Origin of the sequence: Cognatundibacterium luofuense, from assembly GCF_018139685.1 — a bacterium.
GTDB classification, from domain to species: Bacteria; Pseudomonadota; Gammaproteobacteria; order Burkholderiales; family Burkholderiaceae_D; genus Undibacterium; species Undibacterium luofuense.
This window is the reverse complement of the sequence record NZ_JAGSPN010000004.1, coordinates 127,657-140,245: the sequence shown is the minus strand read 5'-3', so window position 1 is coordinate 140,245 and position 12,589 is coordinate 127,657. Positions and strand designations below refer to the sequence as shown.

Below are 12,589 nucleotides of genomic sequence, written 5' to 3'. Positions count from 1 at the left end.
TGCAGAGCGATCAGGCCAGCAATTGCCGCCTTTGTTCAAAGAAACATACGGCAGCACTCGCCGCCACATTCATAGATTCAATTTTCGGGGATTGCGGAATCGTCACAGTCAGATCGGCACGCTGCATCAGCTCCGCAGACACACCGCTGCCTTCGTGACCAAACAGCCAGGCAACCGGACGCGCCAGATTAGCTGCATAAATCGTGGTTTCAGTATGCGAACTGGTCGCACACAGTGGCATCTGCAGCTTGTCTGTAATGGCAGACAGTTCCAGTCCTTCGTAAATATTCAGTGCAAAATGCGCGCCCATGCCGGCACGTAATACCTTTGGCGACCATGCTGCCACCGTGCCTTGCCCACAAATCACATGCTGAATTTCTGCCGCTGCGGCGCTGCGCAAAATAGAACCCAGATTACCCGGATCCTGTACGCCGTCCAGCAGCACAACGGTGTCGTGCAGGCCGTCAGGCACAGCGCAAACCGGTGTATCGATCAGCAAAGCCACCGGCACGCCGTTTTCCACCTGACTCAGCGCCGCATATAAGGCATCCGGCAGACAGATTACTTCTGAACCGCGGTCTTCTGCACGTGCCACCAGCGGTACCACTTCGGACATGCGCATGCCGCTTTCCGAGACGATCATGATGGCTTTTGCGCTGATGTGGTCAAAGTAGGCATCGCACAGGTGAACGCCGTCGAGTATCGTTTTTCCGGCTTTTTTGCGGGCTTGTGCGCTCGACGCCAGTTGCCGCATCTCTTTGTAGCGTGGATTGTCGCGAGAAGTAATGTGTTTCATATCAACCTAATAATTTTTTAACCGGCCCGAAAGATTTCCGGTGCACCGGCGTCACGCCGTGCTGTGCCAGACGCGCCAGATGCAGTGCGGTCGGGTAACCTTTGTGCTGATCGAAAGCGTAATCCGGATATTGCTGATGCAACACCATCAGTTGCGCGTCCCGCGCAGTTTTGGCCAGAATCGACGCGGCTGAAATTTCCGCAACTTTATCGTCGCCTTTCACAATCGCCTCGGAACGAATTTTCATCACAGGACAGCGATTGCCATCAATCAGCGCCAGTTCGGGAACAATTGCCAATCCCTCCACCGCCCTGCGCATGGCCAGCATCGTTGCCTGCAGAATATTCAGTTCATCGATTTCTTCAACACTGGCTTCAGCGATATGCCACGCCAGCGCTTTTGCCTTGATTTCTTCTGCCAGCGCATCACGCTGGGCTTCACTTAACTTTTTGGAATCACGCAAACCGGTGATTGGTTTATCGGGATTCAGAATCACCGCTGCGGCAACTACGGAACCGGCCAACGGACCACGCCCTGCCTCGTCCACACCACAGCGCAGAATATCTTCTTCTATCGCAAATAAATCCAGCGTAGTACTCATTTGAACTCCTGCACAAACGCGCTGACCGCGTGGGTATCCAGATGATAGTGACACAATTGCTGCCAGTCGCCTTTTACAGAATAAGCAGTCAGCACCGGTACCAGTTCATCGTATTGCTCAGTCAGCGCCGGATCGGCGTCCACATCAGCGATTTCCAGTTGATACGGCAAATCACCAAGCAAAGCGCGCAACGCCACTTCCATGTCTTCGCATAAATGACAGTAACTACGGGAATACAGGATAAATTTCAGCATGAGCGTTTTTTCCGGATAAAAAAAGAGCCAGCCCGCACGGGCTGGCTCCCAACAGAGTGATTTTATGCTTATTGCTGCGGTTTAAGCAATACGAACTGAGAAACACGATCGCGACGTACCAGCACGACTGCTGCCTTCTTCGGATCCAGCTTCGCCACAATGGCAGCAAACTGTTTAGCATCTTTCACTTCGAGCTGATTCAGCGACAGGATATAGTCGCCCGGCATAATGCCAGCCGCCGCTGCAGCGCCATCAACCGCTTCCACCACGACACCGCCGGATTGCAAATCGCGTTTTTGCGCATCGCTGAGGTCCGTTACTGTTAAACCCAGCGAATTGGCGATTTCTTTCTTGGACTTTTTATCAGCTTTTTGCGCAGTTTTATCAGTTTCTGCCTCACCAATCACCAGCGCCACTTCACGCTGTGCGCCATTGCGCCAGACGGAAATATTCGCTTTCGTATCGGGTTTCAGCGCGCCGACTGCACGGGTCAGATCCACCGGTTTTTCGATGACTTGTCCGTTGAATTTCAGGACTACATCACCGTCACGCAAGCCTGCTTTTTCTGCCGGAGAACCCGGTTCAACTTGCGCAATCACCACGCCCTGCACTTTTGGCAAGCCAATTTGCTCAGCGATGTCTTTCGACAACTCAGCGATCCGTACACCCAGACGGCCACGCGACACCTTACCGCCAGCTTTGATTTGTTCAGAAACGCGAATCGCTTCATCGATCGGGATCGCAAACGAAATACCCATATAACCACCGGAGCGGCTGTAAATCTGCGAGTTAATACCAATGACTTCACCGCGCATATTGATCAGCGGCCCACCCGAATTACCCGGATTCACTGCAACGTCAGTCTGGATTAAAGGCACAAAATCACCGGTGTCACGGGCTTTGGCTGACACAATCCCTGCGGTCACAGTATTTTCCAGATCAAATGGTGAACCGATTGCAATCACCCATTCGCCGGCACGCACTTTAGACGAATCACCGACATTCACTTTCGGCAGATTTTTTGCCTCAATTTTCAGCACCGCAACATCGGTCTTCGCATCACGGCCAACTACCTTAGCCTTGAATTCGCGCTTATCGGTCAGCTTCACATACACTTCCGACGCGCCTTCAATCACATGCGCATTAGTCAGCACGTAGCCGTCAGCAGAAACGATAAAACCAGAACCCACGCCGCGCGGGATTTCTTCTTCATGCTGCGGCGTTGAGCGCTTTTTCGGCGCCGCCTTCGGTACCGGCATACCCCAGAAACGACGGAAGAACTCCAGCGCAGGATCTTCTTCTGCAAAGCCGTTACCGGCCTGTATTTTTTCGGTTGTGCGGATATTTACCACTGCAGGCCCAACTTTATCCACGAGCTCAGTAAAGTCCGGCAGCCCTGCAACGGCAGAGCTGGCTGCATGAGTTTGTGGCATCAGATGACTGGCCAGCGGGAAGGCGCCCGCCAGTCCGCTCAGCACTGCAAATGCGACGATCGTTTTTTTCAAAGGAAAAAGTTTATTCTCTTTCATAGACTCGTTCTCGATGATTATTTAACTGGCCGGAATTCCAGTGAGCTGACAACCTGGCGCACTACTGAGGCAGGCACCTCACCGACTACTGTTATCCATGCATCGCCGACCCTGCGTGCAGTGATATTCATTGCTCCCTGCTGAATACTGCCCTCTGTACGTCCCTCGGAATCCGGCTCAACGAACACAGAAAAAGCACCTAAACCGTCAGAGAAAGTCATTTGTATGACCGGATGGGTCTTACCGCCAACACCACCGGAAATCAGACGTTTAATTTCTTTTGTCTTTTTATAGCCGGCTGGTAACTGCTTGACGATCCATCCCGAACTTATATTGGATTGCACCGTCAGATTTTCAATACGCCAGTTCGCGACGCCGTTAAATCCTGGCTTCAGCTTTGCACGGTCAATATCACCGACTTGCAACTGGGTAAATGCAATCTGTTCAATTACTTCATTACGGGTATTTACGGTCTGTGCACGCAAAAGCAAATTGCTGTTTTTGTCAGCGCATAATTTGTAGCCGTATCTGAATCCATCCTTTGGATCCAACAGGTAAGTCTGGCAATCAAGACCCGCAACACGGGCGGACTCGCCTTTACGGATATGATAAATCTCTGCAAGTGCCTGCGCGTTTTGTGTCAGCAGCGCCGGAAAAGATTCCGGGTTGACGTCTTTTTCTACCTGAACCAGCTTTTGCTCCGGCAGATAGCAAGAAACTTCATCGTTACGGCGGATATATTCACGCGGCTTTCCGTCCAGAATTTCCAGCTTCTCGATTTCGTTACCGCCGTCGTTCACGTGTGTGATGCGGGACGTGCGAATCTGGCTCGCTTGCTGATAAACAAACGTGCCCGAATAGTTAAGCTTTTGTGCAGCAAGCTGGATACTTTTCAGAACTTTCTGAGGATCATTTTTTTCCCCGGTGCCCGCCGCAAATGCAAAAGCACTTCCGGCCAGCAACAACATTCCGAGGTAAATTTTTTTATACAGCATCGTTTACGTCTTCACTTTTCCTGAGCAGGCTGAGTAACCACGGCTGCTTTACTGATTGTCGGAGAAAACCGCTGATGTGCGACCAGATAACTGTCAATGCGCGGATCACGCAGCATTTCAAGCTGATTCGACTTGACTACCGCCACCTCTTCACTTGCAGAAGCTTGTGCAGACCGTACTTCCGGTTTCGCGGACGCCAACTGAAAGCCTCTTTTCGCTGCAACCATCTCGCTGTCACCCTGTGCCGGCATTCTGCCCGTTCCGCCTGTCTGAGGCAGCAAAACAAAGGCCATCAGACCGGCAGCAATTGCACCGGCAAAGCCCCATTTATAAGGTGCATAGTTCTTGTGCACCGCACCCGTTTCCTGTGCGTTGCGTAACGGAGCCGAAAGAATGACAGGCTCTGATGCAAACCGCTCAGCAAATTTCTCGTTAAAGGACGAACTCATCGGCACATTCAGATCATCTGAGCGCAGTGCATCACCAATCTGGTGGTAAAGGTTCCAGTCGTCTTTACGATCGGACTGTCCTAACTGACGAATCAAGGCATCTAACTCTGCATGATCTGCTTCGCCATCCATCAGGGCTGACACAGCTTCTTTTTCGCGATCAATATGGTTCATAATTTTCCTGCACTTCTTTCCGTACAACGCTTACCAGCGCTGATCAATATTGGTTCCAAGCAAGGGCCGCAACTTTTCTGCAATCGCTTCACGGGCTCTGAATATCCGGCTACGAACTGTTCCAATCGGACAAAGCATGACTTCTGCGATTTCGTCGTAACTTAAACCTTCAATTTCGCGCAACGTAATTGCATTTCTCAGCTCTTCGGGCAATGCATGCATTGCTGCATTAACCGTCTGAGCAATTTGCTTACTAAGCAACAGAGATTCCGGTGTATTAATATCTTTCAAACCATCTGCATCAGCAAATCCCTCGGCCTCATCAACATCAGCGTCGGTCGAAGTTGGCGCTTTTCGTCCCTGAGTCACAAGGTGGTTCTTTGCTGTATTAATACCTATCCTGTAAAGCCATGTATAAAACGCAGATTCCCCGCGAAAGTTTGGCAACGCGCGGTACGCCTTAATAAATGCCTCCTGCACAACATCTTCAGCCTCAGCCTGATCGTAGACGAGCCGCGACACGAGCCGCATCAGTTTCCGCTGGTATTTGGAAACCAGAAGCTCGAAAGCCTTTTTATCACCACGCTGGACGCGTTCAACCAGTATCTGGTCTATTTCGCGTTCTGTTGTCACTCAATTATCCTTATTATTTTCCGGCTCTAATCCGGTAAGCATCTCATCGCTTACGTTATATAGAACAACAGTCTTCCCGGTAAGTTCCCGCGTAAATCGTAAAATTTCGTTTCAATGCGTTTTTTCCGTCTTCATACCCGCCACAAAGACCCGGAGTCTCCGCCATTCTTCACTTGTCATCATATCCATAGTTATCAGGCACTGATAATCCCGAGACTGCTCATCGACAGCCCTGAGCGAGATCAACCAAGGCAAGTTAAGGTCGGATGCAAGGCAATTAAACTCGGCCAATCCGTTCCCGGCATACAATAAAAGACCCAAGCTTCCATCGGGTTTAAGCAGAATTGTCTTCCGGCATTCCACTCTGGTATGCCAGTAGTGCAACCAAAAAATCAGCACTACTATCACAACCGGAAGAACCAGTCCCCTGGACCAATAAGAAACCATCAGAGAAATGCCTGCTAGACATAAAATCATCTGAAAGCCACCTATCAGCGACAACAGACTCGAATTTTTTAACGGGATCAAAATAATTTTCCCATAAAAAAAGCGCCTTATTCATATGAACAAGGCGCTCAGATTTCAATTGAAAGAAATCAGACTTTTCCGAAAATCAGCGTACCGTTAGTGCCGCCAAAACCGAAAGAGTTTTTCATTGCATAGTCAATTTTCATCTCGCGAGCAACATTCGGAACGTAGTCCAAATCGCACTCAGGATCAGGGTTGTGCAAATTGATCGTTGGCGGTGCAATCTGATGATGTACAGCGAGGACTGTAAACACAGATTCCAGACCGCCGGCACCACCCAGCAAGTGACCAGTCATCGACTTCGTCGAGCTAATTGCAAGCTTTGCTGCATGATCACCAAACGCTGCCTTGATCGCATCCGTTTCGTTCTTATCACCCAGCGGCGTAGATGTGCCGTGCGCATTCAGATACTGAATATCAGAAGCTTTCAGATCCGCATCCTTCAATGCGTTGATCATACTGCGACGAGGACCATCCATACTTGGTGAAGTGATATGGTAGGCGTCGCCGCTCATGCCGAATCCAAGCACTTCTGCGTAGATTTTGGCGCCACGTGCCTTTGCATGCTCGTATTCTTCCAACACCATTACACCAGCACCTTCGCCAAGAACAAAACCATCACGGTCTTTATCCCATGGACGCGAAGCGGTTGCTGGGTCATCGTTACGGGATGACAAAGCACGAGCAGCCGCAAAGCCACCAACACCCAGAGGTGAAATGGTCGACTCAGCACCACCGGCAACCACCACATCAGCATCACCGTATTCAATCATACGTGCTGCAGAACCAATGCAGTGCAAACCCGTTGTACATGCTGTCACCAGCGACAGGTTTGGCCCCTTGAGACCATATCTGATCGACAAATGGCCGGAAATCATATTGATGATCGAAGCAGGCACAAAGAACGGGCTGATACGGCGCGGACCGCGCTCAGTCAGCACTTCTTTTGTCTCCTCAATCATCGGCAAGCCCCCGATACCGGAACCAACGATAACGCCGATACGCTCGGCATTTTCTTCGGTGACGACCAGACCTGAATCCTGAAACGCCTGCACGCCCGCTGCGATACCAAAATGAATAAAGGTATCCATCGAACGTGCTTCTTTCGCAGGAATGTACTCTTCAACGTTGAAGCCCTTCACTTCTCCGGCAAAATGCGTAGAGAAAGGAGTGGCATCAAATTTAGTGATCGTAGCGATACCGGACTGACCCGCTTTCGCGGCATCCCATGCGCTGGTAACCGAGTTACCAATCGGGGAAATACAACCCAGGCCGGTGACGACAACACGACGTTTATGCGTACGACTCAAGCGCTTCTCCTGAATGTTGATAATCGTGCTGATTACGCGCTAACGTGCTTTGTCGCGTAGTCGATAGCTTGTTGTACGGTAGTGATTTTTTCAGCTTCTTCGTCAGGAATTTCCATTTCGAATTCATCTTCCAGCGCCATTACCAGCTCAACGGTGTCCAGAGAGTCTGCACCCAGATCGTCAACAAAAGAGGATTCAATTTTGATGTCAGCTTCTGCGACGCCCAGTTGTTCTGCGACGATTTTCTTAACGCGTTGTTCGATATCGGACATGTGTATCTCCAGTGAAAAAATCAAAAATAAGGGGCCCGTTTAAGGTGCGCGCATTTTATCAGGTTTATACGCCAAAAAAGCAAGCCCCGGGTTAATTAGCGACATTTGCTGTTATTTTCAGCAAAATCACCATTAAAATCCAGCAATTAAGCCAGATACATACCACCATTTACGTGCAGCGTTGTACCCGTAATGTAACCTGCATCACGCGAAGCAAGGAATACTGTCGCAGCAGCAATATCCTCAGGGCGACCAAGTTTAGCCATCGGGATTTGCGACAAAATTGCAGCTTTCTGATCATCCGTCAGCGCCTGCGTCATGTCGGTATCAATAAAACCGGGAGCGATGCAATTGACAGTAATATTGCGACTGCCAATTTCCCGTGCGAGTGCACGACTCATGCCGGCAACACCTGCTTTTGCAGCAGCATAGTTCATTTGTCCGGGATTACCGGAAGAACCCACAACAGAAGTAATATTAATGATACGGCCATGCTTTGCTTTCATCATGCCACGCAGTACAGCGCGCGATAAACGTGCTACCGCCGAAAGATTTGTGGAAATCACGTTATCCCACTCTTCTTCTTTCATGCGCATCGCCAATTGATCCTGAGTAATTCCGGCGTTATTTATCAAAACCGATAATGCGCCGTATTCTTTCTGGATTTCATCTACCAGTACCGACGTCCGCTCAATGTCATTTACATTGAATACAACGCCCTTCCCGTTCACGCCAGCCTCAGCAAAATAAGCCGTAATTGCTGCAGCTCCGGACTCTGAAGTGGCAGTTCCCACAACTTTAGCGCCGGATTTTGCCAGCGCAAGCGCAATTGCCTTACCAATACCACGCGATGCGCCGGTGACCAGTGCAACTTCATTTTCTAAAGACATGTTCATTTCAGTGTTTCCAGTACTTTTTCGAGTGTTACCTGATCGTAAATCGCATCGCCGATCAAATCGGCATGAATTCGCTTCGTCAGCCCTGCAAGTACTTTACCGGGTCCGCACTCGATAATGTGCGTAATACCACTCTGCTGCATAGCCTGAACACTCTCAACCCAGCGCACTGGACTCGCAGCCTGTCGAACCAATGCATCCTTAATAGACTGAGGGTCGGTAATAATTGCAACATCGACGTTATTAATTAGCGGAATTGACGGAGCAGAAAAGCTAACGTCTGCAAGATATTCACGCAAACGGTCAGATGCAGGCTTTAACAAAGATGAATGAAACGGTGCTGAAACCGGCAATGGCAGCGCACGTTTGGCACCTTTTGCCTTTGCAATCTCGCAAGCACGCTCCACTGCAGCCTTAGTGCCCGCAATGACTACCTGGGCTGGCGCATTGAAATTAACCGCTTCAACTACATCACCCTGCGCAGCCTCATTACATGCGGCACGCACATCTTCATCGGACAAACCGAGGATTGCTGCCATACCGCCCTGTCCGACCGGAACTGCTTCCTGCATCACTTTTGCACGGAAGCGCACCAGAGGAACTGCATCTTTAAATGCAATAACACCTGCGGCAACCAATGCAGAGTATTCGCCGAGACTATGTCCGGCAACCAGGCGCGGCAATTTTCCACCAGCAGCAATCCATGCACGATACGTGGCAACAGCCGCCGTCAGCATGACAGGCTGCGTATTCGTCGTCAGATCCAGTTCTTCTTTCGGGCCTTCAGCAATCAGTTTTGCAAGATCCATACCAATTGCATCAGAGGCTTCAGCTATGGTTTCTGCAACAACCGGGTTTTCACCAAACCCGTTAAGCATACCAATTGCCTGCGATCCCTGACCGGGAAAGACGAATGCAAATTGCGTCATAGTAATTTTCTTCCTCGTGTAAAAATATCGTCAGATCTGAACGATGGCGGCACCCCAGGTAAATCCGCCACCCACGCCTTCCAGCAACACTTTATGTCCAGCCTGAATGCGCCCATCCCGCACCGCCAGATCCAGCGCCAGTGGGATAGAAGCCGCCGACGTATTGCCGTGCTGATCTACAGTCACAATCAGCTTCTCGAGTGGAAGCTGCATTTTCTTTGCAGTTCCGTGCATGATCCGGATGTTGGCCTGATGCGGAACCAGCCAGTCGATATCAGTTGCTTTCAAGCCAGCCATATCCAATACTTCATTTGCGACTTTATCGAGTGCGGTTACGGCCAGCTTAAACACTGCCTGCCCATCCATATGGAGATAAGCGCTACCCTCAACTGCGCCCTGACCAACCTGGCCAGGAACACATAAAATATCGGTATAACTACCATCGGCATGCAATTTTGTCGCCAGCACGCCGGGTGTTTCGGAGCGGGAAAGCACAACTGCGCCGGCACCATCACCAAACAGAACACAAGTCGTGCGGTCTTCAAAATTGAGGATACGGGAAAAAACTTCTGCACCGATAATCAGCGCATTTTTATGAGCACCGGTTTTGATCAGACTATCCGCCAGTGTCAGCGCATAAACAAAACCTGTGCATACCGCCTGCACATCCATCGCTGCTGCACCATTCTGAATACCCAGCTTACGCTGAACCACACATGCAGTCGATGGAAAACCACCGAGAAAATCAGGCGTGGATGTCGCCATAATAATCAGATCGATGTCGCTGGCTTGCATTTTTGCAGCTTCCAGCGCTTTTTGCGCAGCAACGACAGCCATATCACTGGCCAGCGCGCCCTTCTCTGCATAATGACGCGCCTCAATACCGCTGCGACTGACAATCCAGTCATGGGATGTTTCTATCCCCTTTGCAGCGAGCTCTTCGGCAAGTTCCTGATTCGTCACTTTGCGGGGCGGCAAATAGCTTCCCGTTCCAACAATTTTGCTGAAAAATGTCATGCGGTTTTCTGGTTAAGTGGTTCTTGATCTGCGGCTAAAGGCTGATCCTGCACAGGCATCAGCTTTGCCATTGAACTCGAAATCCGGCTCAGAACATCATTTTTCGCCGCATCAAACGCACGCTGAATCGCCCACTCGTAGCTATATTTGTCTGCGCTGCCATGGCTTTTAAAAACCAGTCCACGCAAACCAAGCAGGCTTCCGCCGTTATAGTTAGACGGATTCATCGTACGGGAAATAGACTTGAGCGCTCCACGGGCAATTACAGCGCCAAGCATATTCAGAATGCTGCTCTTGAAAGAGCTGGTCAGCGTGGTTTTAACAAATCGCCCTAAACCTTCAACGGCTTTCAGCGTAACATTTCCGACAAAGCCATCGCAGACAACAATATCTGTCGTGCCTTTGAAAATGTCATTACCTTCTACATTGCCGTAAAAGTTCAGCAATCCGCGCTCATGATCCGCACGCAGTAACTGAGCCGTCTTTTTGACGACATCGTTACCTTTGATATCTTCTTCACCAACATTCAGCAAGCCGATAGTCGGACGCTCTTTACCTTCGAGAGCAGATACCAGTGCAGAGCCCATAATGGCAAACTGGTGCAGATGTTGTGGTTCGCAGTCGACGTTTGCGCCGAGATCGAGCATATAAGTCGGACGGTTAGTCTGATTTGGCAGCATGCTGCAGATCGCAGGACGATCCACACCTTGCATTGTTTTGAGTACGTAACGCGAAACTGCCATCAGTGCTCCGGTGTTACCAGCCGACACACATGCGTGCGCCAGACCGTCTTTCACCTGAGTAACCGCCACACGCATTGATGAATCTTTTTTGCGACGTAATGCCACTTCCACCGGATCGTCCATTGCCACCACTTCGGAGGCATGAACGATTTTCAGACGCGGATGTTGCTGAGCATTTAGCTTTTTCAGCTCCATCTGAATATCCGATTCCAGTCCAACCAGCAGGAATTCAACATCAGGTTCACGGTTTGCAAAAGCGACTGCTGCTGCAACTGTTACCGCTGGCCCATGGTCTCCCCCCATGCAGTCAATGGAAATTTTTATTGTCATGTAGTGTTACAGAACTTCAATGCGAAACAGCTAGTGTATCAAATTAGAGGACTATTTCAGTTATTTTGATTACCTCAAAGATAACAAAAACATAGTTTTTTTCAAAAACCGCCCGCCATGATGCACCAGACTGGGTTAAAAAATGCGAATCCATCCCCGAATTCGCGCCAGACAGACCAAATAAAAAAGCGGCGTCAAGTGCGAGACTTGAACCGCCGCTTCTTCAGATCCGAAAACAATTATTCGTCGTTTTTGGTTTTCAATACTTTACGACCACGGTAGAAGCCGTTAGGGCTGATGTGGTGACGCAGGTGAGTTTCACCAGTTGTTGGTTCGATTGCCAACTGTGGTGCAGTCAGAAAATCGTGAGAACGGTGCATACCACGTTTGGATGGGGATTTTTTATTTTGCTGAACTGCCATGATAACTCCTAATACTTCAAGAAAGGTTTCTAAAAATTTACACACCTGGTTGAAGAGTAGACACATCGCCAACCAAGAATACTTAAACAATACTTCAACCTAAGTGCTTTTTCAGAATAATGCCACTAGGTACGCCCGTTCCAATTCTTCAGCACAGCAAACGGCGATTCTTTTTTGCTGCCGTCAGCAAGAGCAGTCTCCGCTTTCGGAACTGAATTACCGGAAGTATCCGGGCATACTGCATGTCTGGGCGATTGGGGTATTGCCAGCAACGCTTCATCTTCAATCAGATCCCTGACATTCAATGATTTGCTGCCCACTACAACATCGACCTCGTCGTCTTCAAGCAATGCTTCAATTTCATCCGCATCCTCTTCGGACTTCGCGAGGACCAATACAGATTCCGAGTCTAATTCATATGCAAACGGCGTCAGGCAACGCTGACAAACCAGATTTACTGCACCGTTGACGGTGAGCTTCAGTTCGGGGTGACCGTACTGATTCTGGCCACCTGTCAGCGACCATTCCAGCACACCCTCAGAATTGGCACAGTCTTCTGACAAACGCAGCAACTCTGCGACTTGCAGACTTCCGCTTGACTGTTCATTGTTACGGCAGAAAGCGAAAGCATCAATCACAAAATCTTGCATAGGATTATTTGAACCCAGAAAACCTGCGATAATAACAGCATTCAGCCCGCCTAGTCAAAGG

The 12,589-nt window shown here is 49.7% G+C and carries 17 protein-coding genes; all 17 read right to left on the bottom strand.

From position 1 onward, the window contains the following. Positions 1-10 precede the first annotated feature (10 nt). The 17 genes from KDM89_RS07445 to KDM89_RS07370 all read right to left on the bottom strand — a co-directional run bounded on the left by KDM89_RS07445 (position 11) and on the right by KDM89_RS07370 (position 12,516). Complete coding sequence (locus KDM89_RS07445; protein ID WP_212687316.1) at positions 11-796, bottom strand: TrmH family RNA methyltransferase; 786 nt, start codon at positions 794-796, stop codon at positions 11-13. Position 797: 1 nt separating this feature from the next. Continuing rightward, on the bottom strand, positions 798-1,397 hold the full coding sequence (gene rnhB, locus KDM89_RS07440; RefSeq protein WP_212687315.1) for a ribonuclease HII: 600 nt from the start codon (positions 1,395-1,397) through the stop codon (positions 798-800). Beyond that, positions 1,394-1,651 (bottom strand): glutaredoxin family protein, encoded by a 258-nt coding sequence (locus tag KDM89_RS07435; RefSeq protein WP_212687314.1) that lies wholly within the window; start codon positions 1,649-1,651, stop codon positions 1,394-1,396. Before KDM89_RS07435 ends, rnhB begins: the two co-directional genes overlap by 4 nt. Positions 1,652-1,719: 68 nt before the next feature. Further along, positions 1,720-3,180 carry a DegQ family serine endoprotease gene (locus tag KDM89_RS07430; RefSeq protein WP_212687313.1) on the bottom strand — a complete coding sequence of 487 codons (1,461 nt, stop codon included), beginning with the start codon at positions 3,178-3,180 and terminating at the stop codon, positions 1,720-1,722. 17 nt (positions 3,181-3,197) lie between these two features. Continuing rightward, on the bottom strand, positions 3,198-4,175 hold the full coding sequence (locus KDM89_RS07425; RefSeq protein WP_230427728.1) for a MucB/RseB C-terminal domain-containing protein: 978 nt from the start codon (positions 4,173-4,175) through the stop codon (positions 3,198-3,200). Positions 4,176-4,186: 11 nt separating this feature from the next. Next, positions 4,187-4,798, bottom strand: coding sequence for a sigma-E factor negative regulatory protein (locus KDM89_RS07420; RefSeq protein WP_212687312.1), 612 nt, complete (start codon positions 4,796-4,798; stop codon positions 4,187-4,189). Positions 4,799-4,828: 30 nt separating this feature from the next. Continuing rightward, positions 4,829-5,431, bottom strand: coding sequence for an RNA polymerase sigma factor RpoE (gene rpoE, locus KDM89_RS07415; protein WP_212687311.1), 603 nt, complete (start codon positions 5,429-5,431; stop codon positions 4,829-4,831). A 111-nt stretch (positions 5,432-5,542) separates the two neighbouring features. After that, positions 5,543-5,854, bottom strand: coding sequence for a protein YgfX (locus tag KDM89_RS22960; RefSeq protein ID WP_369123589.1), 312 nt, complete (start codon positions 5,852-5,854; stop codon positions 5,543-5,545). After that, positions 5,766-5,993: a hypothetical protein gene (locus KDM89_RS07410; RefSeq protein ID WP_212687310.1), complete on the bottom strand. Its 228-nt coding sequence runs from the start codon at positions 5,991-5,993 to the stop codon at positions 5,766-5,768. The genes KDM89_RS22960 and KDM89_RS07410 overlap by 89 nt, the downstream gene beginning before the upstream one ends. A 34-nt stretch (positions 5,994-6,027) precedes the next feature. Next, positions 6,028-7,269 carry a beta-ketoacyl-ACP synthase II gene (gene fabF / locus KDM89_RS07405; RefSeq protein WP_212687309.1) on the bottom strand — a complete coding sequence of 414 codons (1,242 nt, stop codon included), beginning with the start codon at positions 7,267-7,269 and terminating at the stop codon, positions 6,028-6,030. Between the two features lie 32 nt (positions 7,270-7,301). Next, on the bottom strand, positions 7,302-7,541 hold the full coding sequence (gene acpP, locus KDM89_RS07400) for an acyl carrier protein (protein ID WP_212687308.1): 240 nt from the start codon (positions 7,539-7,541) through the stop codon (positions 7,302-7,304). A gap of 146 nt (positions 7,542-7,687) precedes the next feature. After that, complete coding sequence (gene fabG, locus KDM89_RS07395; RefSeq protein ID WP_212687307.1) at positions 7,688-8,431, bottom strand: 3-oxoacyl-ACP reductase FabG; 744 nt, start codon at positions 8,429-8,431, stop codon at positions 7,688-7,690. Between the two features lie 2 nt (positions 8,432-8,433). Next, positions 8,434-9,366: an ACP S-malonyltransferase gene (gene fabD / locus KDM89_RS07390; protein WP_212687306.1), complete on the bottom strand. Its 933-nt coding sequence runs from the start codon at positions 9,364-9,366 to the stop codon at positions 8,434-8,436. A 30-nt stretch (positions 9,367-9,396) separates the two neighbouring features. Beyond that, positions 9,397-10,383, bottom strand: a complete 987-nt coding sequence (locus tag KDM89_RS07385) for a beta-ketoacyl-ACP synthase III (protein WP_212687305.1) — start codon at positions 10,381-10,383, stop codon at positions 9,397-9,399. After that, entirely contained in the window at positions 10,380-11,456 is a 1,077-nt protein-coding gene (gene plsX / locus KDM89_RS07380) for a phosphate acyltransferase PlsX (RefSeq protein WP_212687304.1), read from the bottom strand. Before plsX ends, KDM89_RS07385 begins: the two co-directional genes overlap by 4 nt. 239 nt (positions 11,457-11,695) lie before the next feature. After that, positions 11,696-11,878, bottom strand: coding sequence for a 50S ribosomal protein L32 (rpmF, locus tag KDM89_RS07375; protein ID WP_189355218.1), 183 nt, complete (start codon positions 11,876-11,878; stop codon positions 11,696-11,698). A gap of 125 nt (positions 11,879-12,003) precedes the next feature. Then, positions 12,004-12,516, bottom strand: a complete 513-nt coding sequence (locus tag KDM89_RS07370; RefSeq protein ID WP_329604630.1) for a YceD family protein — start codon at positions 12,514-12,516, stop codon at positions 12,004-12,006. Between the last annotated feature and the right edge of the window lie 73 nt (positions 12,517-12,589).